Origin of the sequence: Leisingera thetidis (genome assembly GCF_025857195.1) — a bacterium.
GTDB classification, from domain to species: domain Bacteria; phylum Pseudomonadota; class Alphaproteobacteria; order Rhodobacterales; family Rhodobacteraceae; genus Leisingera; species Leisingera thetidis.
The window spans coordinates 2,448,927-2,469,032 of the sequence record NZ_CP109787.1; the positions used below are offsets into that span (position 1 = coordinate 2,448,927).

20 protein-coding genes and 1 other RNA gene are annotated in these 20,106 nt (G+C 66.4%); 6 read left to right on the forward strand and 15 right to left on the reverse strand.

What is annotated here, in order from left to right; all coding sequences use genetic code 11:
- The first annotated feature begins 62 nt into the window (after positions 1-62).
- Entirely contained in the window at positions 63-1,838 is a 1,776-nt protein-coding gene (locus OKQ63_RS11740; protein ID WP_264210263.1) for an SLC13 family permease, read from the forward strand.
- A 58-nt stretch (positions 1,839-1,896) separates the two neighbouring features.
- Here OKQ63_RS11740 and OKQ63_RS11745 read toward each other — a convergent pair whose 3' ends face one another.
- The 5 genes from OKQ63_RS11745 to mgtE all read right to left on the reverse strand — a co-directional run bounded on the left by OKQ63_RS11745 (position 1,897) and on the right by mgtE (position 7,014).
- Positions 1,897-2,025: a hypothetical protein gene (locus tag OKQ63_RS11745; RefSeq protein WP_264210264.1), complete on the reverse strand. Its 129-nt coding sequence runs from the start codon at positions 2,023-2,025 to the stop codon at positions 1,897-1,899.
- Positions 2,026-2,133: 108 nt separating this feature from the next.
- Positions 2,134-3,912, reverse strand: coding sequence for an SLC13 family permease (locus OKQ63_RS11750; RefSeq protein WP_264210265.1), 1,779 nt, complete (start codon positions 3,910-3,912; stop codon positions 2,134-2,136).
- Positions 3,913-4,125: 213 nt separating this feature from the next.
- Positions 4,126-4,938: a TIGR00282 family metallophosphoesterase gene (locus tag OKQ63_RS11755; RefSeq protein WP_264210266.1), complete on the reverse strand. Its 813-nt coding sequence runs from the start codon at positions 4,936-4,938 to the stop codon at positions 4,126-4,128.
- Between the two features lie 114 nt (positions 4,939-5,052).
- Positions 5,053-5,616, reverse strand: a complete 564-nt coding sequence (locus OKQ63_RS11760; RefSeq protein ID WP_264210267.1) for a 5-formyltetrahydrofolate cyclo-ligase — start codon at positions 5,614-5,616, stop codon at positions 5,053-5,055.
- A gap of 9 nt (positions 5,617-5,625) precedes the next feature.
- On the reverse strand, positions 5,626-7,014 hold the full coding sequence (mgtE, locus tag OKQ63_RS11765; RefSeq protein WP_264210268.1) for a magnesium transporter: 1,389 nt from the start codon (positions 7,012-7,014) through the stop codon (positions 5,626-5,628).
- Positions 7,015-7,157: 143 nt separating this feature from the next.
- Here mgtE and guaD point away from each other — a divergent pair, with 143 nt between their 5' ends.
- Positions 7,158-8,456 carry a guanine deaminase gene (gene guaD / locus OKQ63_RS11770; protein WP_264210269.1) on the forward strand — a complete coding sequence of 433 codons (1,299 nt, stop codon included), beginning with the start codon at positions 7,158-7,160 and terminating at the stop codon, positions 8,454-8,456.
- A gap of 31 nt (positions 8,457-8,487) precedes the next feature.
- On the opposite strand, the gene OKQ63_RS11775 is transcribed toward guaD, so the two are convergent.
- From OKQ63_RS11775 to OKQ63_RS11785, 3 genes are all read right to left on the reverse strand, one after another.
- On the reverse strand, positions 8,488-9,828 hold the full coding sequence (locus OKQ63_RS11775) for an 8-oxoguanine deaminase (RefSeq protein WP_264210270.1): 1,341 nt from the start codon (positions 9,826-9,828) through the stop codon (positions 8,488-8,490).
- Between the two features lie 118 nt (positions 9,829-9,946).
- Entirely contained in the window at positions 9,947-10,696 is a 750-nt protein-coding gene (gene hisN / locus OKQ63_RS11780; protein ID WP_264210271.1) for a histidinol-phosphatase, read from the reverse strand.
- 141 nt (positions 10,697-10,837) lie between these two features.
- Positions 10,838-11,209, reverse strand: coding sequence for a helix-turn-helix domain-containing protein (locus OKQ63_RS11785; RefSeq protein ID WP_264210272.1), 372 nt, complete (start codon positions 11,207-11,209; stop codon positions 10,838-10,840).
- Between the two features lie 350 nt (positions 11,210-11,559).
- On the opposite strand from OKQ63_RS11785, the gene OKQ63_RS11790 reads away from it, so the two are divergent.
- Positions 11,560-12,525, forward strand: a complete 966-nt coding sequence (locus OKQ63_RS11790; RefSeq protein WP_264210273.1) for an NADPH:quinone oxidoreductase family protein — start codon at positions 11,560-11,562, stop codon at positions 12,523-12,525.
- A gap of 247 nt (positions 12,526-12,772) precedes the next feature.
- Here the strand turns inward: OKQ63_RS11790 and OKQ63_RS11795 are convergent, their stop codons facing one another.
- Positions 12,773-13,654: a LysR family transcriptional regulator gene (locus tag OKQ63_RS11795; protein WP_264210274.1), complete on the reverse strand. Its 882-nt coding sequence runs from the start codon at positions 13,652-13,654 to the stop codon at positions 12,773-12,775.
- 125 nt (positions 13,655-13,779) lie between these two features.
- Between OKQ63_RS11795 and OKQ63_RS11800 the strand changes: the two genes are divergently transcribed.
- The 3 genes from OKQ63_RS11800 to OKQ63_RS11810 all read left to right on the forward strand — a co-directional run bounded on the left by OKQ63_RS11800 (position 13,780) and on the right by OKQ63_RS11810 (position 15,550).
- The gene (locus OKQ63_RS11800; protein ID WP_264210275.1) at positions 13,780-14,001 is read left to right on the forward strand and encodes a DUF1127 domain-containing protein; all 222 of its coding nucleotides are present in this window, start codon (positions 13,780-13,782) and stop codon (positions 13,999-14,001) included.
- Positions 14,002-14,211: 210 nt separating this feature from the next.
- Complete coding sequence (locus OKQ63_RS11805; RefSeq protein ID WP_264210276.1) at positions 14,212-14,988, forward strand: Bax inhibitor-1/YccA family protein; 777 nt, start codon at positions 14,212-14,214, stop codon at positions 14,986-14,988.
- 88 nt (positions 14,989-15,076) lie between these two features.
- Entirely contained in the window at positions 15,077-15,550 is a 474-nt protein-coding gene (locus OKQ63_RS11810) for a GNAT family N-acetyltransferase (RefSeq protein WP_264210277.1), read from the forward strand.
- 18 nt (positions 15,551-15,568) lie between these two features.
- Here OKQ63_RS11810 and OKQ63_RS11815 read toward each other — a convergent pair whose 3' ends face one another.
- The 6 genes from OKQ63_RS11815 to gatA all read right to left on the reverse strand — a co-directional run bounded on the left by OKQ63_RS11815 (position 15,569) and on the right by gatA (position 20,104).
- Entirely contained in the window at positions 15,569-16,000 is a 432-nt protein-coding gene (locus tag OKQ63_RS11815; RefSeq protein ID WP_264210278.1) for a hypothetical protein, read from the reverse strand.
- 209 nt (positions 16,001-16,209) lie between these two features.
- Positions 16,210-16,377 carry a 50S ribosomal protein L33 gene (rpmG, locus tag OKQ63_RS11820; RefSeq protein ID WP_008554190.1) on the reverse strand — a complete coding sequence of 56 codons (168 nt, stop codon included), beginning with the start codon at positions 16,375-16,377 and terminating at the stop codon, positions 16,210-16,212.
- 119 nt (positions 16,378-16,496) lie between these two features.
- An RNA gene (gene rnpB / locus OKQ63_RS11825) (RNase P RNA component class A) lies at positions 16,497-16,930 on the reverse strand.
- Positions 16,931-17,118: 188 nt separating this feature from the next.
- Positions 17,119-17,808, reverse strand: a complete 690-nt coding sequence (locus tag OKQ63_RS11830) for an N-acetylmuramoyl-L-alanine amidase (protein WP_264210279.1) — start codon at positions 17,806-17,808, stop codon at positions 17,119-17,121.
- A complete protein-coding gene (locus tag OKQ63_RS11835; protein ID WP_264210280.1) occupies positions 17,808-18,575 on the reverse strand; it encodes a hypothetical protein in 768 nt (255 codons plus the stop codon). The genes OKQ63_RS11830 and OKQ63_RS11835 overlap by 1 nt, the downstream gene beginning before the upstream one ends.
- A gap of 41 nt (positions 18,576-18,616) precedes the next feature.
- Positions 18,617-20,104, reverse strand: a complete 1,488-nt coding sequence (gene gatA, locus OKQ63_RS11840; protein WP_264210281.1) for an Asp-tRNA(Asn)/Glu-tRNA(Gln) amidotransferase subunit GatA — start codon at positions 20,102-20,104, stop codon at positions 18,617-18,619.
- Between the last annotated feature and the right edge of the window lie 2 nt (positions 20,105-20,106).

The following is a 20,106-nucleotide window of genomic DNA, read 5'->3' on the forward strand; positions in this document are numbered from 1 at the left end:
TTCAAGCGCCCCTGCCCCGGCTTCTCCCTTGTTCCGCCGGGTTTCGCGGCTAAGGTGGCGCCATGACATATGACCAGGCTGTTTTGTTTGCCCTTTTTGCCGCTGTCTTCGCCCTGCTGCTGTGGGGACGCTGGCGCTATGATCTGGTGGCCTTTGCCGCGCTGATGGCCGGCGTCGTGCTGGGGGTGGTGCCTGCGGCGGACGCCTTTGCCGGCTTCGGGCATCCCGCCACCCTGGTGGTGGCGCTGGTGCTGATCGTCTCGGCCGGGCTGGTGCGCTCGGGCGCGGTGTTCCTGATCACCCGGACGCTGGTGGACTCGGCGCGCGGCCTCGGCGGCCATATCGCGCTGATGGGCGGAGTCGGCGCGGTGCTGTCGGCCTTCATGAACAATGTGGCGGCGCTGGCGCTGCTGATGCCGGTGGACATCCAGACCGCCCGCAAGGCAGGCCGGGCGCCGGGGCTGAGCCTGATGCCGCTGTCCTTTGCCACCATCCTCGGCGGCATGGCGACGCTGATCGGCACGCCGCCCAACATCATCATCGCCGCGATCCGCGGCGAGACGCTGGGCGAGCCGTTCCGGATGTTCGACTTTGCGCCGGTGGGCGCCACGGCGGCGCTGGCGGGTCTGGCGTTCGTGGCGCTGTTCGGCTGGCGGCTGATCCCTGAGCGCCGGAACGCCGCCGGTGCGTCGGAGGCGCAGCTGGCCCCCTATATCGCCGAGCTGACGGTGGGCGAAGGCTCGGAGCTGATCGGCAAGCGGCTGGGCGAACTCGAGGAAGAGGCCGAAAAGGCGGATGTGGCCATCCTCGGCCTGATCCGCGACGGCAAGCGGCGCTACGGGCGCTCGGTGGCGGCGATCCTGCGGCAGGGCGACGCGCTGGTGCTGGAGGCGGAACCGGAGGCGCTGGACGAGTTCCGCAGCGCGCTGAAACTGGATTTTGCCGATGCCGCCCGGCAGGAAAAGCTGACCGCGGCCGGCGAGGGGCTGGAGCTGGTGGAACTGGTGGTGCCGGAAACCGCCCGCATCCGCGGCCGCAGCGCCCAGGCCATCGGCCTGTCCTGGCGGCAGAGCGCGGTGCTGCTGGGGGTGTCCCGCCAGGGCCGCCGGATCACCCGGCAGATCCGCCAGACCGATATCGAGGCGGGCGATATCCTGCTGCTGCTGTGCCCGCGCGGGCGGGTTGCGGATGTGGCCGAATGGCTGGGCTGCCTGCCGCTGGCCGAACGCGGGTTGGCGGTCACCGACAACGACAAGACCTGGGCCGCCATCGGGCTGTTTGCCGCGGCGGTGCTGGCGGCCTCGGTGGGGCTGCTGTACCTGCCGGTGGCATTGGGGCTGGTGGCCATCGGGTACGTGCTGCTGAAGATCCTGCCGGTGGCCGAGATCTATGACCACGTGGAATGGCCCGTGGTGGTTCTGCTGGGGTCGATGATCCCGCTGGGGGCGGCGCTGGACAGCTCGGGCGGGACGGCGCTGATTGCCAATGCGCTGACCGGGCTGACCGCCGGCCTGCCGGCCTGGGCGGTGCTGACGGTGCTGATGGTGGTGACCATGACGCTGTCGGACGTGCTGAACAACACCGCCACCGCGATTGTCGCCGCCCCGGTCGGCATCCAGATGGCGCAGACGCTGGGAGTCTCGCCCGACCCGTTCCTGATGGCGGTGGCGGTGGCTGCGTCGGCCGCGTTCCTGACGCCGATCGGGCACAAGAACAACACCCTGGTGCTGGGCCCTGGCGGTTACCGGTTCGGCGATTACTGGCGGATGGGCCTGCCGCTGGAAATTCTGGTGATTGCGGTCTCGGTCCCGGCCATCCTGCTGTTCTGGCCGATGTAGGGCGCTCCGCCGCCGGCCTGCGGGACCAAACTTTTCAGAAAAGTTTGGTCAAAATCCTTCAGAAGGATTTTGCCGCCGCGGCGGACACGCCGGGCCGCTCGCCTTCCGCCTCCAGCGCCTGCGAAGCCAATGCGATTGCGGTGGACCCGGCCAGTACCGTGACCAGAAACAGATTCCTGAAATTCATGATGCGCCTCTGCTGAACATTCCTCCCGGTTATAATGCGCAGGACGCCCGAAAGTTCCCGCCGGCCGCTTCGGCGGCGGCGCCGTGCCGCCTGTGCGGCACAGGCGGATCAGAGCGGCCAGATGAAGGGAATGAGCAGTGAGGCCAGCATGCCGACAGTCAGGTTCAGCGGGATGCCGACGCGCAGAAAATCGGTGAACTTATACCCGCCCGGACCATAGACAAGCGTGTTGGTCTGATAGCCGATGGGGGTCGCAAAGGAGGCCGAAGCCGCCACCATCACCGCCACCACCAGCGGGCGCGGATCGACACCGACGGCCTGGGCCAGGCCGATGGCGATGGGGGTCACCACCACGGCCACCGCGTTGTTGGAGACCAGTTCGGTCAGCACCGAGGTCAGCAGGTAGACCGCCCAGACCAGCAGGAACGGCGGCAGCATCGACAGCCCCGGCGCCACCGCGCTGACAATCAGACTGACGGCACCGGAACTTTCCAGCGCGGCGCCGATCGCCAGCATCGAAAAGATCAGCGCCAAAAGACGGCCATCGACAAAGGAGAACGCCTCTTCCGCGTCGATGCAGCGGGTGACAAAAACAAGCGCCACAGCCAGCACCGACAGCATCAGGATCGGCGCCACGCCAAAGGCAGCCAGAACCACGATGCCCAGGAGCGCAGCAATGGCAATCGGCGCGTGGCTGCGGCGGTAGGCGCGCTGGGTCGGCTGCGACACATCGGCCAGGTCCATATCCGAAGCCAGGCGCTGGATATCAGCGGGCGCGCCCTCCAGCAGCAGGGTGTCGCCGATCCGCACCACCAGATCGTCCAGCTGCACGCCGATGTTCTGGTTCCGGCGGTGCACGGCCAGCGTATAGACGCCATAGCGGCGGCGCAGGCGCATCGCGCCCAGGCTCCGGCCCACCATGCGGCAGCCGGGGGTGATCAGCACCTCGACGGTCTGGGTCTCCACCGCGGAGACCTGGTCGACCCGCTTCAGTTCCTTGTTGCTCTGCAGGCTCAGAAGCTCGGTCATCCGGGTGCGCAGCACCACCCGGTCGCCGACCTGCAGCTCCACCCCTTCGAGGTGGCGGCGCAGCGATTCATCGCCGCGGATCACGTCGATCAGCCGCACGCCCGGGCGTTTGAACAGCTGCACGCCGGTGACTTCGCGCCCGATCAGGTTGCTGTCCGGCGGAATCACCGCCTCGGTAAAGAACTTCATCCTGGACTTGTCACTGAGCATCGCCGCCATGCTGTCGCGTTCCGGCAGCAGCCGCGGGGCGACAAACCGGAGATAGACCATGCCATAGGCGACAAGGAACAGCCCCAGCGGGGTGACTTCGAAAATGGTGAAAGGCGCCAGGCCCTGAGCTCGCGCAACGCCGTCGACCAGCAGGTTGGTGGAGGTGCCGATGAGCGTCAGCGTGCCGCCCAGGATTGCTGCATAGCTGAGCGGAATGAGCATTTTCGACGGCGAGACATTCAGCGTGCGCGCAATCTGAATGAAGACAGGGATCATCACAACGACCACCGGAGTGTTCGAGACCACGGCAGAGGCGGTGACAACAAACCCCATCAGCAAGGCCACCGCGAGCTTGGGATTGACCTCTGCCTGGCTCTTGGCGACCTGGGTAAAGGCGTCGAGCGCGCCGGTGCGCACCAGGGCGCCCATGATGATGAACATCGCGGCGATGGTCCATGGCGCCGGGTTGGCCAGCACCGGCAGCGCCTGATCGTAGGGCAGAACGCCGGTGGCCAGCATCGCCGCCACGCCGGTCAGTGCCACCACTTCTGTCGGGTAGGTCTCCCGCAGGAAAGCCAGGAACATGGCCAGAACAATTACAAGTGCAAGGATTGCGTTGCCGGTGTCACCAAATTGGAAGAACTGCATATGCCGTGACTATGCCCATATTGTTTAAGGCCGGTTTATCGTGCCGGAGAGCGCTCCGCCATCGCGCAGTCTTTCCGAAACCCCATGGCGGAGCAAGAATTTCCGTGTCCGGAGGCCGGCGGCTGGGACCATTCAGGAGATTTTGCGGCAAATCGCTGCTTTTGCGGCCAAACTTCCCGCCTCAGGCCGCCCCGCAGGACCTGCGGCCGCCGCTTACGGCACCGCTTCCTGCAGCAGGCCGCCATTGCGCACCATGCGAATCTGCTTGGCGGCGCCGGTGCGGTCGTCGGTCTCGACAAAGACGCCCGACAGGGTGGCCTCGCCGTTTGCCGGGGTGAAGCGGGCCTTAGGCATGCCGGTGAGGAAGCGGCGCATCGGTTCGGCCTTGTCCATGCCGATCACCGAGTTGTAGTCGCCGCACATTCCGGCATCGGTGAGGTAGCCGGTGCCTTCGGAAAGGATCTGCGCGTCTGCGGTCGGCACATGGGTATGGGTGCCGGCAACCAGCGAGGCACGGCCATTGCAGAAATGGCCCATCGCCATCTTTTCCGAGGTGGCCTCGCAATGCATGTCGACGATGATGGCCTGCGCCAGCCCGCCGCGCGGATGCGATTTCAGCACCGCCTCCACCGCGCCGAAAGGGTCGTCGAAGGCGCGTTTCATGAACACCTGGCCCAGCACCTGCACCACCAGCACCTTGCGCCCGCCGGGCGCCTGGAACAGCCGGTGGCCGCGGCCCGGCGCGCCCTTGGCAAAGTTCAAGGGCCGGATGATGCGCGGCTCCTGCTCGATGAACTGCAGCATGTCCTTCTGGTCGAAGGCGTGATCGCCCAGCGTCAGGCAGTCGACACCCGCGTCCAAGAGCAGCTTGGCATGCTCGCCGCTCAGCCCCATGCCGTTGGAGGCGTTTTCGCCGTTCACCACAACAAAATCGAGCCGCCACTCCTGCCGCAGCCGCGGCAGGGTCTCGGTGACGGCGCGGCGCCCGGCGCGGCCCATCACATCGCCTAGAAACAGAATTCGCATTGCGGCGTGGTACGCCGATGCGCCCGGCAGGACAAGGCCCGCGGCAGGCGCGCAAAACTTTTCTGAAAAGTTTTGCCAAGATTTTTCACAAAAATCTTGGCTGCTTGGCGGGCGTCAGCGGCTGAACTGCAGAATGCGGCTTTCGGTCACGATCATGTCGAGCGGCTGGTCGGTGGGCTCCAGCGGCAGGTCTTCGGCCTCCTGGGCGTCAAAGGCAAAGCCGATGGCCAGCGCCGCCCGCTTGCCGCGCAGCAGCTCCAGCGTGCGGTCGTAAAAGCCGCCGCCATAGCCCAGCCGCCCGCCCCTGGTGTCAAAGGCCACCAGCGGCACCACCAGGATTTCCGGTTCGAAGAAGTCATCCGCCTCGGGCACCATGGCGCCGAACGGGCCTTCGCGCAGCGCACCGTCAGGCTGCCAGCGGCTGAACTTCAGCGGCTGGCCCTCGCCCAGGATCACCGGCACGCCGACAGGGCCATGCGCAGCCGCCTCGGCCATGGCCGGCAGCGGGTCGATTTCAGTGCGGATCGGCATGTAGCCCGCCAGCGGCACGCCGCGGTAGCCGGCCAGCACCTCCGACAGGTGGCCTGCCGCGCCGGGGATGTTGCGCGCATGCGCTTCCTTGCGGCGCACGAAGGCGGCCTTGCGGGCGGCGGCCTTGATTTCGGTCAGATCCGTCATGGCGGTCTCCTACAGCAGAACGGCGGCGGCCAGGCCAAGGAAGGCCAGGAAGCCGACCACATCGGTCACGGTGGTCACAAAGGCGCCCGAGGCCAGCGCCGGGTCAATGCCCGCCTTCTCCAATAGAACCGGGATCACCGTGCCTGCCAGCCCGGCCACGACCAGATTGATGACCATAGCGACGGCAATCACCGCGCCCAGCATCGGCGAGCCGAACCAGGCAAGACCGACCAGCCCCATCACGATGGCAAAGATCACCCCGTTGACCAGCCCCACCAGCACTTCGCGGCGGATCACCCGCCAGACGTTGGACCCGGTAAGGTCGCGGGTGGCGATGGCACGCACCGCAACCGTCAGCGACTGGGTGCCCGCATTGCCGCCCATCGAGGCAACGATCGGCATCAGAACGGCAAGCGCCACGAACTGCGCAATCGTGTCCTCGAACTGGGCGATCACCAGCGACGCCAGCACCGCGGTGACAAGGTTCACCGCCAGCCAGGGAAAGCGGCGCTTGGTGGTTTCGATCACCCGGTCGGCCAGCGAGCTTTCCTCGCCCACACCGGCGAGGCGCAGGATGTCCTCCTCATGCTCCTCGTCCAGCACGATCATCGCGTCGTCGATGGTGATGACCCCGACCAGCCGCCCCTCGTCATCCACAACAGGCGCCGAGATCAGGTGGTACTGGTTGAAGGCATAGGCCACGTCTTCCTCGTCCTGCTCCGCCGGGATGACCTGAAAGGTGTCCTCGACCAGATCGGTCAGCGGCACATGGCGTTTGGTGGCCATGATCCGGCCCAGGGTGACATTCCCGATCGGATGCAGGCGCGGGTCGACCAGGACAACGTGGTAGAACTGATCCGGAAGATCCTCGGAGTTGCGCATGAAATCAATGGCCTGCCCGACATTCCAGTGCTCGGGCGCCATCACGACCTCGCGCTGCATCAGGCGGCCGGCTGAATTTTCCGGGAAGCTCAGCGATTGCTCCACCGCGACCCGGTCGGCGTCCTCCAGCGCATCGAGGATGGCTTCCTGCTGCGGCACCTCGAGGTCTTCCAGCAGGTCGACGACATCGTCGCTTTCCATTTCCCGGACCGCATCGGCCAGAACCAGCGGGTTGAGGATCCCGATGACCTCTTCGCGGATGCTCTCGTCCAGTTCCGACAGGATCTCGCCGTCGAATTCCCGGTCGTACAGGCGGATCAGGCTGGCGCGGTCAACGGAATCGATCTGTTCCAGAAGGTCGGCGATGTCGGCAGCGTGCAGGTCTTCCAGCAGCGCCGTCAGGGTCTGCTGATCCCCCTGCTCAACCGCATCCAGAACCTGCGCAACCAGCTTGCGGTCCAGGTCATAGGCGTCGTCCTGAGACAGATCGCCGGAGATGTTGTCGCCGCTGCTCATGTTATGCCCCCCGGTATTTCGTGCGTTTTGCCTGCAAAATAGAAGACCCTGCTGCCGGAAAACAATGGCCATGGCACAATTTACCGGAGCTGCTGCGGCGGGTATCCTGCCCGGAGCCATTTTGCAAGGAAAGGGTTGGAAGAATGGGTACCGGTTTCATCCTGAAGGGGCACGTGCTGGCTTTTTCCCGCTCGCCGTTTGCCGGCGGGCGCCCGGAAGACGCTGCCCGCCTGGGCGAGGCGGTCGCCGTGCAGGACGGCCTGATTGCCGGGACCGGCACGCTGGCGGAGATGCAGGCACTGCTGCCGGGGGCGCAGGTCAGCAATCACGGCGGCAGACTGATTCTGGCCGGATTCGTCGATGCCCATGTGCATTACCCGCAGACTGCGATCATCGCCAGCTGGGGCAAGCGGCTGATCGACTGGCTGAACAGCTATACCTTCCCCGAGGAGATGCGGTTTGCGGACCGTGCCTATGCCGATGAAATCGCCGGCCGCTACCTGGACCTGACCGCGGCGCATGGCACCACCACGGTCTGCAGCTACTGCACCATCCACCGCGAAAGCGTGGAGGCGTTTTTTGCGGCGGCGCAGGCGCGGGGGCAGCGGGTCGCGGCAGGCAAGACCTGCATGGACCGCAATGCGCCGGACGGGCTGCGCGACACGCCGCAGTCGGCCTATGATGCCTCGGAGGCGCTGATTGCGCGCTGGCACGGGGTGGACCGGCTGGACTACGCCATCACGCCGCGGTTCTCGCCCACCTCGACACCGGAACAGCTTGAGGCCATGGGCGCGCTATGGGCCAAGCATCCGCAATGCCTGATGCAGACGCATCTGAGCGAGCAGACTGACGAGATCGCCTGGGTGAAATCGCTGTTTCCGCAGGCGCGGGATTATCTGGATACCTATGAGGAATTCGGGCTGCTGGGCGCCCGGGGCCTTTACGGCCATGCCATCCATCTGGAAGAGCGCGAACGGCACCGGCTGCGCGAATTCGGCGCCGGGCTGATCCATTGCCCGACGTCGAACACCTTCATCGGTTCCGGCCTCTTCGACATGGCCGGGCTGATGGCAGAGGGGCAGCGGATCGGCCTTGCCACCGACACCGGCGGCGGGTCGAGCTTTTCGATGCTGCGCACCATGGCGGCGGCCTATGAGATCGGCCAGCTGCGCGGCACGCCGCTGCACCCGGCACAGCTGTTGTGGCTGGCAACCCAAGGCTCGGCCACGGCGCTGCGGATGGAAGCGAAGATCGGCAACATCGCGGCAGGCATGGAGGCGGATCTGGTGGTGCTGGATCTGGCCTCAACCCCCGCGATCGCGCAGCGCTCGGCCCGCGCCGAAGATCTGTGGGAGGCGGTGTTTCCGACCATCATGATGGGCGATGACCGCGCAATTGCCGAGGTCTGGATCGGCGGCAAGCCGGTGCAGGAGAGGCGCTGACGCGCCTCCGCCTGCGGCGGTTTGAGTATTTTTACAAAGAAGAAGCCAAGGCGCGTGCCAGCTGGCCGTGACGCTCGATCAGCTGCGGCAGGTCGATGGTCGTGATCTCGCCGCTGCGGATGATCTGTCTGCCCTCGACGAACAGGTGTTTCACCTGTGCCGGGCCCGCCAGCAGCAGCGCCGCCGGATCCCAGCTGCCGCTGGAGGCGATGCCGGTGGTGTCCCAGATGGCGATATCGGCGCGCTTGCCCGGCGCCAGCCGTCCGCAATCGGGGCGGCCCAGCACATCGGCGCCGCCGCGGGTGGCGATTTCAAGGGTTTCATAGGCGCTCATGGCGTCAGCGCCGTTTGCCACCCGCTGCAGCAGCATCGCCTGGCGCGCCTCGGCGCTGAGGCTGGCCATGTCGTTGCTGGCGGAGCCGTCCACGCCCAGGCCCACCGGCACGCCGGCGTCACGCATCGCCCGCACCGGCGCGATGCCGCTGCCGAGGCGGCAGTTGGAACAGGGGCAATGCGCCACCCCGGTGCGGGTTTTTGCAAAGAGATCAATCTCCTGCACGTCGAGCTTGACGCAATGGGCATGCCAGACATCGCCGCCGGTCCAGCCCAGTTCTTCGGCGTACTGGCCCGGGCGGCAGCCGAACTGCGCCTCGGAATAAGCGATATCCTCGTCATTCTCGGCCAGGTGGGTGTGCAGCATCACCCCCTTGTCACGGGCCAGCAGGGCGGCATCGCGCATCAGCCCGCGGCTGACCGAAAAGGGCGAACAGGGCGCCAGGCCGACCCGGCACATGGAGCCTTCGGACGGGTCATGGAAGGCATCCACCACCCGGATCATGTCGTCAAGAATGGCGCGCTCCTCCTCGACCAGGCTGTCGGGCGGCAGGCCGCCATCGCTTTCGCCGATGCTCATGGCGCCGCGGGTGGGGTGGAAGCGCAGGCCGACGTCCCGGGCCGCGTGGATAGTGTCCTCGAGCCGCGAGCCGTTGGGGTAGAGGTAGAGGTGGTCGGAGCTGAGGGTGCAGCCGGACAGCGCCAGCTCGGCAAGGCCCAGCTGGGCCGAGACGAACATCTCGTCGGGGCCGAAGCGGGCCCAGATGGGGTACAGCCGCTGCAGCCAGCCGAACAGCAGCGCGTCCTGGGCGCCCGGCACCGCGCGGGTCAGGTTCTGGTACAGATGGTGATGGGTGTTGACCAGCCCGGGGGTGACGACGCAGCCGCGCCCGGAGATGATATCCCCGCCGGTTTCCAGCCCCTGCCCCACAGCGGCGATTTCACCGCCGCGGATCAGCACGTCCGCCCCGTGCAGCACACGGCGCGCATCATCCATCGTCAGGATGGCATCCGCATTTTGAATCAGGATTTCTGCCATTGTCACACACTCCTTTTGGCAGCCCGCTTCAGTGGAATGTGTGATGAGCCGATGGAAAACGGGCGAAGAACCGGCCTGGCGGCGACGATACAGGCCGCCGCCGCCGGTTTCAAGCCATTCACGCCTGGTGCAGCAGCTCCAGCGCCGCGGCGTGAATCTGCGCATTGGCCGCCGCCAGGGCGCGGCCGCCGCCATGGGCCGGGTTGCCCTGCCAGTCGGTGACGATGCCGCCCGCGGCCTGGATCAGCGCAATCGGTGCCTGGATGTCGTAAGCGTTCAGGCCGGCCTCGATCACCAGATCGACCTGGCCCGCGGCCACCAGCGCATAGGCATAGCAATCCATGCCGTAGCGGGTCAGCTTGGCGCGGGCGGACACCCGCTCGAACGCGGCGCGCTCCTCCGGCGTGCCGACCTCCGGGAAGGTGGTGAACAGGATGGCCTCCTCCAGCACCGTGGTGGCGCGGGTCTGCAGCGGCCGCTCGCCCAGCGGGCCGGTCATGGCGGCGGTCTCCGGACCGCCGCAAAAGCGTTCGCCCGTATAGGGCTGGTCGATCACCCCCAGGAAAGGTCCGGTTTCATCGGCAAGCGCAATCAGCACCCCCCAGGTCGGCGTGCCGCTGATGAAACCGCGGGTGCCGTCGATCGGGTCCAGCACCCAGGTGCGGCCGGACGTGCCGGGCGCGGAGCCGAATTCCTCGCCCAGGATGCCATCGGCGGGGCGCAGCTCGGCAAGCACCGCCCGCATTGCCTGCTCGGCGCCGCGGTCGGCCACGGTGACGGGATCAAACCCGCCCGCCAGCTTGTTTTCGGCAGTCAGAGAGGAGGCGCGGAAATGCGGCAGGATGGCGGCGCGGGCTGCGTCTGCCATCCTGTGCGCAACTTCAAGGTCGGAACATACAGCCTGGGTCATAGCAGAACGGGTGCCACCCGTCCGCTGCCATTGCAAGCGCAAATCCCGCTGTACCGCCGGTTTTGCGCTGCAATTGCCTTGTCACAGACCGTCCGGGTTTCAGGCGGCGTCGCTCAGCACCCGCGCCAGTTCGAACAGGCGGCGGCGCTGGTTTTCCGGGATTGCATAGTAGGAGCGCACCAGATCCAATGCTTCCTTGTCGCCCATCAGATCTTCCGGCACGGCGGATTTGTCGGCGGCGGCCTTGCCCTCTTCCTGCAGGCCTTCGAAGAAGAAGCTCACCGGCACTTCGAGAGCGTCCGAAATGTCCCAGAGCCGGGACGCGCTGACCCGGTTGGCACCGGTTTCATATTTCTGGATCTGCTGGAACTTGATGCCGACCTGTTCGGCGAGCTGCTGCTGCGTCATGCCGATCAGCCACCGGCGGTGGCGGATGCGCTTTCCCACATGCACGTCAACGGGATGAGCCATGCGTTTCTCCTAACTGTGAATCCGGCCGCAACCCGGACCGCTGTTTCCTATAACCTGTTCTGGCGAATTCAAATCCTTGCCGGAAACACGGTTCCCCATCAGAGCGATCTGAGCTCAACCTCTGAGCAAAAGTGTACAACCCTTGCGATTGATTGCAAGGCTGCCGTCGCCCCGTGCGGAGCCCGCACACCCAAGCGCATGATTTCATGTATCATTTTTCTAAACGTTTTATTGCCAACCAGCTGCCGATCGCGTACCTCCCCAGAAATAGCGAGGTGTGATGCAGCGCGGCGCCCCGCCAGTGTGACTGTGCGAATCACGCTGATTCCCGCAAAAGGTGAGGAGAAAACATGCTGGCCTTCCAAGTTTCTGCCTTTGGCAGCCCGGCCGTTCTGACGCAAATGGACTGCCCGCCGCCGGGCCCCGGCGAAGCGGCGGTTGAGCTTCGGGCCTGCGGCCTGAATTTTGCCGACCTGCTGATGATGAAGGGCAGCTATCAGGACACCCCCGAGCCGCCGTTCACCCTGGGGCTGGAGGCTGCGGGCGTGGTGACGGCGCTTGGCGCAGGTACGGAAAGCTTTGCCATCGGCGACCGGGTTGCGGTGTTCGGCGGCTCCGGCGGGCTTGCCACGGCCGGCGTTTTCCAGGCCGACCGGCTGATCCGGATCCCCGATACGATGAGTTTCGAACATGCCGCGGCAATGCAGATTGCCTATGGAACCAGCCAGATGGCGCTGGACCACTGCGCCCGGCTGCAACCCGGCGAGACGCTGCTGGTGACCGGTGCTGCGGGCGGTGTCGGGCTGACCGCAGTGGAAATCGGCAAGCTGATGGGGGCAACGGTGATTGCCCAGGCCCGCGGCAGGGACAAGCTGGACGTGGCGGCGGCCGCCGGGGCCGACCATCTGATCGACGCCGGCGAAGACTTGCGCAGTTCGGTAAAGGCTCTGGGCGGCGCCGATGTTGTCTATGACGCAGTGGGCGGCGACGTGTGGAAGGCGGCTTTCCGCGCCGCCAATCCCGGCGCCCGGCTGCTGCCGGTCGGTTTTGCCGGCGGCGAGGTGCCGCAGATCCCGGCCAACCACCTGCTGGTGAAGAACCTGACCGTGATCGGCTTCTACCTGGGCGGCTACATGAAATTCCGCCCCGAAGCGGTGCGCCGGTCGTTTGAGACGCTGTTTGCCTGGCATGGCGCGGGCCGCATCAAGCCGCATATCAGCCATTCCCTGCCGCTGGAGCGGGCCGCAGAAGGGCTGGAACTGCTGCGCAGCCGCAAATCCACAGGCAAGGTTGTGATCACCATGGGCGGCAGCTGACCGGCAGACAGAACCCGCCGCCATAGCTTCTCCCGCCCGCCGCCGGCGCATTTGCTGAAATGCGCCGCTGCCGTTGGGCCAGGCTCAGCGCCCTTGGCGCTGAGCCTGGCCCAAGGCCGCCAAGGGAGCGCTGGCGCAGCCAGGGCAGTCTGCGGGCGCGGGAGCGCTGCCGCTGGCTGCCTGCCGTCCCGTACTGCTGCGCAGGGGGCCTTGCACCGGGCCTCTGTCGTGGCGCCGCATCAGACCGTCAGCTGGCCGCGCGCAGGGGCGCGGACCGCAATCCCTGGAACCCTTGGCGGACAAACTCGGCCAGCTCGGAAACGTAGGGCGCGCGCACATGCTCGGCGCCGTAAAGGTTGATGTGCTGCATCGGCAGGACCGGCAGCCCGGAGCCCTGCTCGATCAGTTCCTGGTACCCCGGCTGGGTGCCCTCCAGCAGCACGCCGACGGCCAGATCGGCGCTCACTGTCGCTTCGACCGTACGGTCGGAATCACTCTCGAGCGCCATCTCCCATTCGATGCCCGCCGCATCCAGAGCCGCGGTGGCCACCGGACGGAAACTGCAGGCCCGGCAGAAGCCAAGCCGCAACGGCCGCTGCCGCCAAACCGATCCGTCCGGTGCGCCGACCCAGCGCAGCGGCATGCTGTGGATGGTCTCGCCGCCCTCTCCCGCACCGGTCTCCGTGGTCAGGATCAGGTCAAAGGCGCCGCGGCCGAACTCCGCCTTGAGATCGCGGGTGTTGGAGGTGCAAAGGTTCACATTCACCCTTGGATAGCTGAGGCTGAACCGCTTCAGCACCTTGGGGATGACCGGGTGCACCACATCATGCGGCACCCCCAGCAGCACCTCGCCCTCATAGGCCTGGTCGGTCAGCCGGCTGATCACCTCGTCATTCAGCGCCACCATCCTGCGGGCGTAGCCCAGCATCTGTTCGCCTTCCGCCGTCAGCGCAATGGTGCGCCCGGAACGGTCCAGCAGGCTGAGCCCCAGCAGCTCCTCCAGCCGTTTCAGTTGCATCGAGACCGCCGACTGGGTGAGATGCAGAAAACCGGCGGCGCGGGTCACGCCGCCATGATCTGCCACCGCCACAAAGGAGCGGAGCGTGGTGATATCGAGATTTCTTACCATCACAGAACCTGATTCATTGCATCAAAAACATTCGTTTTCAAAATATGCCATACGGCGCCATATTCATCAACACAATTGATCACCCCAAGGGGAAGCATCACAAATCCCACTGAAGGACATGCGCCATGACCCACGTAACAGCATCCTGCCCCGCAAACTGCGCCCCCCAAAGGCCGTCCCTCTCGCTGCTGCAGCGCCTCCGGCGGCACCTGTCCGTCCGGCGCCAGCGCAACCAGCTGGCGACGCTGGACGACCGGGCTCTCAAAGACATCGGCCTGACCCGGACGGATGCGGAGGCGGAAGCGCGCCGCGGGTTCTGGAGCGCACCGGACCACTGGACCAGATGAGCGTTTGCAGCCCCCGCAGCCGGCTGTTTTCCCCGCGGGCCGCCTCCTGGCGGCCCGTTCTTCTTTTTTTCGCGCAATTCTTTGCCCGGCAGACTTGAACCGCAACGCGCTTCCCCCGATATTCAGCAGGAAAGCTGCCGGCTGCGGCCCCGTCCGAGTGCCGGGTCCGAGTGCCGGCAGATAGGGAGTAGATTACGGAGACCATTGAAGATGGCACAATTCGACACCATCCGGTCTGCCGCCGGCGTCCGCGCCGCGCAGATTGACGAGGGCCTTCGCGCCCATATGAACAAGGTCTACGGCACCATGGCCGCAGGCACGTTCATCACATTCCTGGCTGCCTGGGCCATTTCCGGGCTGGCCGTCACCGCAGACCCGGCAAACGCCGTGGCGCAGCTCAGCGCTGACAAGTACCTGACCAACATCGGCTATGCGCTTTATGCCTCGCCGCTGAAGTGGGTCATCATGTTTGCCCCGCTGGCCTTTGTCTTTGGCATCGGCGCCGCCGCGAACCGCATGTCGGCAGCCGGCGTCCAGCTGCTGTTCTATGTCTTCGCCACCGTCATGGGCCTGTCGATCAGCTCGATCTTCCTGGTGTTCACCGGTGAATCCATTGTTCAGGTGTTCCTGATCACCTCCATCGCCTTCGCCGGCCTGTCGCTGGTGGGTTACACCACCAAGAAGGACCTGTCGGGCATGGGCGCCTTCCTGATCATGGGCCTGATCGGCCTGATCGTGGCATCGATCGTCAACATCTTCCTCGCCTCCTCGGCGATGGCGTTTGCGATCTCGGTGATCGGCGTGCTGATCTTTGCGGGCCTCACCGCCTATGACACCCAGCGGATCAAGAACGACTACCTGCAGATGGCCCACGCGGGCGACCAGGAGTGGCTGGCAAAATCCGCGATCATGGGCGCGCTGAGCCTGTATCTGGACTTCATCAACATGTTCATGATGCTGCTCCACCTGCTTGGAAACCGCGAATAAGCGCACAGCACATTCCAAAGACAGCGGGGGGCGGATCACAAGGATCCGCCCCTCTTCTTTTTTGAGCACGAATTAGAGGGGTTGCCCCATGAAAATCATTGAAATTCCTGCATCCGAAGCCGGGCGGCTGCTGCCGCTGCTGCAGGACCTGCATGCGCTGCATGCGGCGCATCAGCCGGAGCGCCACATTCCAGCACCCGGCAGTGCCGAACTGGCCGGGTGGCTTCAGGACTGGCTGAAGGAGGACAGCGTCTGCGCCCTGGCCGCAGAAAGCCCGCAAGGGGCGCTGCTGGGCTACCTCATCTATGAACTGCAGGACCGCCCCGCCCTGCCCGTCCGCGCAGCCGAAATACGCGCCATGCTGCACCATATTTCGGTGACCGAAGCCTGGCGCCGGATGGGGGTCGGCAAGGCACTGGTGGAGGCGATGAGAACGCGGGCGCTGGCAGCGGGCGCCACGGTGGTTGCGGCCACCTACGCGCCGTTCAACTCCGCCTCGGCCGCGCTGATGAAGGGGATGGGGATGGAACCCGTGCTGACCGTGGCGGAGTGGCGCGCCTGAAGTCCCTGCGCCCCGGGGTCAGGTTCCGGCGCCGCTGCAGTCAAGGCCCGCGGACAGCGCAATTGTGCCGCGGCGGCCGGCCACCTCGCGCACCTCTCCGTCCGGGCGGCATCCGGAGGCATCGCTCACCAGAGCGAGGAACTCAGCCGCGGGGATATCCGGCAGGCCGGGCACTGCACTGTCCTGCGGAACGCTCAGCACCGCCATGCCGGCACTGCCGGAGCGGACCAGGCACAATGCCAGCCTGCGTCCTCGCAGATGCACGGTCTTGTCCACCACGGCCCGCCGCCCCCCGGCAGGCTCTGCCGCAGGGATCGGTGTCCGCGTCGCCGATGGCAGCGCGTGCGTCTCAACGGCGGGCGGCGGAGACACCGCCTCCACGGCTTCAAAGGAACTCGAAACCGGCGCCCCGGCCGCTGCCAGCACGGCAGCACACATGAAAATCCTCATGGCACATCCACCCGTTTGCTCATTAACCCACAGCCAGCAGATTAGGCGGGGAATGCGGCACAAACGTGCCGGACGGAGAACCCGCGGCGGAAATCCCGGCAGCATTTTCAGACAATTCGCAGGAGCGGCGGAAACCGCAGGCATCCGGGCAAAAAGAAAACGGGCCGCGGCTGGCGCGACCCGTCTTCAATTCGTCCCGAAGGAAAGGCTTACTTGATTTTGCCTTCCTTGTACTCGACGTGCTTGCGGACAACCGGGTCGTACTTCCGCACAACCATTTTCTCGGTCATGGTGCGGGCGTTCTTCTTGGTGACATAGAAGTGGCCGGTGCCCGCGCTCGAGTTCAGGCGGATCTTGATGGTGGTCGGCTTCGCCATGGTGCTTCTCCTGCGTCCGGAAAGGCTGGAAGCCTCTCGGTAAATTCCTGTCTGAAGCCCGGCTTTTACCCGCCCCAGCCCCCAAGTCAATAGGATTCGCCCCTACCGCCAAGGGATTTATGCGCAGAAGGCCTGTAAGCCGGATCCTGTCCCCCCTGCCCCGTAAGGCAGGGATCGACGGCCATTCATCTAGGCGGCGCATTGCTGCACCGCTCAAGCTGCCAACCCGGCCCCTCTCGGCTGAAGCGAACCTAGCAGCGGTTTCCCGGAACCCCGGGACCTGCCTGCGCGGGGGCCCTATTTGGCATTGCTCCCGGTGGGGCTTGCCGTGCCGCCGCTGTTGCCAGCAGCGCGGTGGGCTCTTACCCCACCGTTTCACCCTTACCCGCGCGGATGCTCCGTTGGCGGACCTCCGGTCCGGCGGGCGGTCTGTTTTCTGTGGCGCTTTCCGTCGGGTTTCCCCGCCCGGGCGTTACCCGGCACCGTTGCTCCATGGAGTCCGGACTTTCCTCGCAGGGGCTTGCGCGCCCCGCGCGGCCGTCCAGCCTTCTGCGCGAGGCGAGGCGTAGAAACATCGGCGTGCGGCGTCAAGCGGATAATTCGGCGGACCGGGGCTTTGCCCCTCTTGGCCTCCGGCCAATTCACCCCAGGATTTTTTCAGCCGGATGAAAGCTGGATCCTGTAGTCATCCGGCCCCAAATATCCCGGAGCGCGAGGCTGAGCCTCGCATCCAGGCCGCCTTCACGACGGGCATTTGCCAAGCGGCAGGAAGTCTTCCGCGGCCAGCGGCCCTCTGGCCCAGGGGCGGTGCCGCAGGCGCACGGCCTGAAGCAGCGCCCCGCCATCGGCAGCCGCGGTGAAGCCTGCCGCCTGTGCGGCCTTGCAAAACAGCTCCATGGACGGGACTTGCGGCGCTGCACCGCCTTCCGCAGCCGCGGCCAGCCCCTGCCGCGCCAGCCGCGCCCAGTCAAAGCGCGGGCCCGGGTCGGTCTTCCGGCCCGGCGCCATGCAGGAATGACCGATGACCCCGGCCGGGGCGATGTTCCATCGCCGCATCACGCCGCGCATCAGATCTTCCAGCGCCGCCATTTGCGGCGCGCTGAACGGGTGGGTTCCGAGATTGTCCAGTTCGATGCCGATGGAGCGGGAGTTGATGTCGTCCTGACCGCGCCATTCGCCGGCTCCCGCGTGCCAGGCGCGGCGGTCTTCCGCCACCAGCTGCCAGAGGGTGCCGTCGGCGCCGATCAGGTAGTGGGCAGAAACTTCCGCCGCCGGATCGCAGAGCCGCGCCAGCGCGGCCTGGGCGCCCTTCATGGCGGTGTAGTGCAAGACGATCAGGGACGGTGCCAGACTGTCCCTGCGCGGCCCGGAATTCGGGCTGGGGTGCCAGATGGCGCCCGGCTGGTCCGGCCCGCGCTGATCCGCGGCCATCAGTTCCGGACGGCCTGCCGGTAAGGGGCCGGATCCCAGCCGCAGGCAAACCCATCGCCATCCGGGTCCAGCGCCTTGCGGTCGCGTTCGGGGCCGCCTGCCTCGAGGAAGGCAACCTGGGCCTGGTCGGGCGAGGCGAATTCGGCGCAGTTGCGCTGGTTGCGCGACTGCAGGTTGAGACCCGCGCGGGTGTAGACCCGCACGCCCTTCGGGTTGCTGGTGCTGAGCGCGTACCGGACGATGTTGGGCCCGGCGCTTTCGATTCGCTGCGGCACGGCAACCGGCTGCACCATCTGGTACTGCGCCCGCTGGCGCTCCAGCCGGGCGGCATCGCTTTCGATCGACTGCCGTGACGCAACCGCCTGGAAGTCGTTCTCATCCGAAATGCTGGCGTTGCCAGCCGCCTGCGGCGCCGGGTTGGAGGGGCTGGCCTCCAAGGGGGCAACCCCGGAATTGGCCCGGGACGCCGCCAGCGCGGCGGCCGTTTCGCGGGCGATGTCGCCGTCGCTGCCGGCGGCCGTGCCGGACGGGACTGCCGCGGCCGCGGGGCCTGAACTGCGCGGTGCGGACGCAGTCTGGTAGGACTCGGTCGAAACCCGTGCCGGCGGCACCAGCGGTTCGCCGGTGATCGTGGTGCCTGCAGCGGGCGGCGGCGCGAAGGGATCGCCGTCGATGCCGACGCCGGCGGCGCTGTCGGGGACCTGGGGGGAACAGGCAGCCATAATCAGAAGGCTGCCTGCGGCGGCGTAGGATGCGAATGCGCGCATGGGGTTACCTGTCTGCTCTGCTCAATTGCTGCGGCAGAGGTTTACCACCATTGCTGCGGCTTGGCTACAAAGCCGGCCGCATTCTCCAGCGCGTAAGCGGTGTTCAGCAGATCGCCCTCTTCCCAGGGCTTGCCGATCAGCTGCAGGCCCAGCGGCAGCCCCTGGGCGTCCAGTCCCGCAGGCACCGCAATGCCCGGCAGGCCCGCCAGGTTCACCGTCACGGTGAAGACGTCGTTCAGGTACATCTGCACCGGGTCCGCCTCGGTCATCTCGCCCAGGCCAAAGGCCGCAGACGGGGTGGCCGGGGTCAGGATCGCGTCGACACCGGCGGCAAAAACGTCCTCGAAGTCCTTCTTGATCAGGGTGCGGACACGGCGGGCGCGGTTGTAATAGGCGTCATAGAAGCCTGCCGACAGCACATAGGTGCCGACCATGACGCGGCGCTGCACCTCGTGGCCGAAGCCCTCGGCGCGGGTTTTCTCGTACATCTCGGTGATGCCGTCGCCGGCGTCCAGCGCGGCGCGGCGGCCGTAGCGGACACCGTCATAGCGCGCGAGGTTCGAGGACGCCTCGGCCGGGGCAATCACGTAATAGGCGGGCAGCGCATACTTTGTGTGCGGCAGCGAGATGTCGACGATCTCGGCGCCGGCGGCTTTGAGCATTTCGGCGCCATCGGCCCACAGCTTGCTGATTTCGCCGGGCATGCCGTCCATGCGGTATTCCTTGGGGATACCGATCTTCTTGCCGCGGATGTCACCGGTCAGCATGGATTCGAAATCCGGCACCGCCAGTTCGGCAGAGGTGGAATCCTTGGCGTCGTGGCCGCACATGGCCTCGAGCATGATGGCCGCGTCGCGCACCGATTTGGTCATCGGCCCGGCCTGGTCCAGCGAGGAGGCAAAGGCGACGATGCCCCAGCGCGAGCAGCGGCCGTAGGTCGGCTTGATGCCGACGGTGCCGGTGAAGGCCGCGGGCTGGCGGATCGAGCCGCCGGTGTCGGTGCCGGTGGCCGCCAGGCAGAGGTCGGCTGCAACCGCCGCCGCGGAGCCGCCGGAGGAGCCGCCGGGGGTCAGCGGTGCGTCATCGCCGCCGCGGCGCCAGGGGCTGACGGCATTGCCGTAAGCGGAGGTTTCGTTGCTGCTCCCCATGGCGAATTCGTCCATGTTCAGCTTGCCCAGCATGACGGAGCCGGCATCGGCCAGTTTCTGGCTGACGGTGGATTCATACTCCGGCTTGAAGCCTTCGAGGATTTTCGAGGCGGCCTGCGACGGCACGCCCTTGGTGCAGAACAGGTCCTTGATGCCGACCGGCAGGCCGCACATCGAGGGCGCACCGCCCGCCTTGATCCGCGCGTCCGCTGCCTTGGCGCGCTCCATCGCAATCTCCGGCGTCTTGTGCACGAAGGCGTTCAGCGCATCGGCCGCATCAATGGCCTTGAGGCAGGCTTCGGTCAGCTCGGCGGAGGTGGTGTCGCCCTTGCGCAGCGCGTCGCGGGCCTCGGCCAGGCCCAGTTTGTTCAGATCGCTCATGT

Bases quoted from the DNA above. Each gene is read 5' to 3' on its own strand.
- OKQ63_RS11740 (WP_264210263.1), top strand. From the start codon at position 63: ATGACATATGACCAGGCTGTTTTGTTTGCCCTTTTTGCCGCTGTCTTC.
- OKQ63_RS11750 (WP_264210265.1), bottom strand. From the start codon at position 3,912: ATGCAGTTCTTCCAATTTGGTGACACCGGCAACGCAATCCTTGCACTT.
- OKQ63_RS11790 (WP_264210273.1), top strand. From the start codon at position 11,560: ATGCTGGCCTTCCAAGTTTCTGCCTTTGGCAGCCCGGCCGTTCTGACG.
- OKQ63_RS11815 (WP_264210278.1), bottom strand. From the start codon at position 16,000: ATGAGGATTTTCATGTGTGCTGCCGTGCTGGCAGCGGCCGGGGCGCCG.
- OKQ63_RS11760 (WP_264210267.1), bottom strand. From the start codon at position 5,616: ATGACGGATCTGACCGAAATCAAGGCCGCCGCCCGCAAGGCCGCCTTC.
- OKQ63_RS11805 (WP_264210276.1), top strand. From the start codon at position 14,212: ATGGCACAATTCGACACCATCCGGTCTGCCGCCGGCGTCCGCGCCGCG.
- OKQ63_RS11810 (WP_264210277.1), top strand. From the start codon at position 15,077: ATGAAAATCATTGAAATTCCTGCATCCGAAGCCGGGCGGCTGCTGCCG.
- rpmG (WP_008554190.1), bottom strand. From the start codon at position 16,377: ATGGCGAAGCCGACCACCATCAAGATCCGCCTGAACTCGAGCGCGGGC.
- gatA (WP_264210281.1), bottom strand. From the start codon at position 20,104: ATGAGCGATCTGAACAAACTGGGCCTGGCCGAGGCCCGCGACGCGCTG.
- hisN (WP_264210271.1), bottom strand. From the start codon at position 10,696: ATGGCAGACGCAGCCCGCGCCGCCATCCTGCCGCATTTCCGCGCCTCC.
- OKQ63_RS11785 (WP_264210272.1), bottom strand. From the start codon at position 11,209: ATGGCTCATCCCGTTGACGTGCATGTGGGAAAGCGCATCCGCCACCGC.
- guaD (WP_264210269.1), top strand. From the start codon at position 7,158: ATGGGTACCGGTTTCATCCTGAAGGGGCACGTGCTGGCTTTTTCCCGC.
- mgtE (WP_264210268.1), bottom strand. From the start codon at position 7,014: ATGAGCAGCGGCGACAACATCTCCGGCGATCTGTCTCAGGACGACGCC.
- OKQ63_RS11795 (WP_264210274.1), bottom strand. From the start codon at position 13,654: ATGGTAAGAAATCTCGATATCACCACGCTCCGCTCCTTTGTGGCGGTG.
- OKQ63_RS11775 (WP_264210270.1), bottom strand. From the start codon at position 9,828: ATGGCAGAAATCCTGATTCAAAATGCGGATGCCATCCTGACGATGGAT.
- OKQ63_RS11755 (WP_264210266.1), bottom strand. From the start codon at position 4,938: ATGCGAATTCTGTTTCTAGGCGATGTGATGGGCCGCGCCGGGCGCCGC.
- OKQ63_RS11835 (WP_264210280.1), bottom strand. From the start codon at position 18,575: ATGCGCGCATTCGCATCCTACGCCGCCGCAGGCAGCCTTCTGATTATG.
- OKQ63_RS11800 (WP_264210275.1), top strand. From the start codon at position 13,780: ATGACCCACGTAACAGCATCCTGCCCCGCAAACTGCGCCCCCCAAAGG.
- OKQ63_RS11830 (WP_264210279.1), bottom strand. From the start codon at position 17,808: ATGGCCGCGGATCAGCGCGGGCCGGACCAGCCGGGCGCCATCTGGCAC.
- OKQ63_RS11745 (WP_264210264.1), bottom strand. From the start codon at position 2,025: ATGAATTTCAGGAATCTGTTTCTGGTCACGGTACTGGCCGGGTCCACC.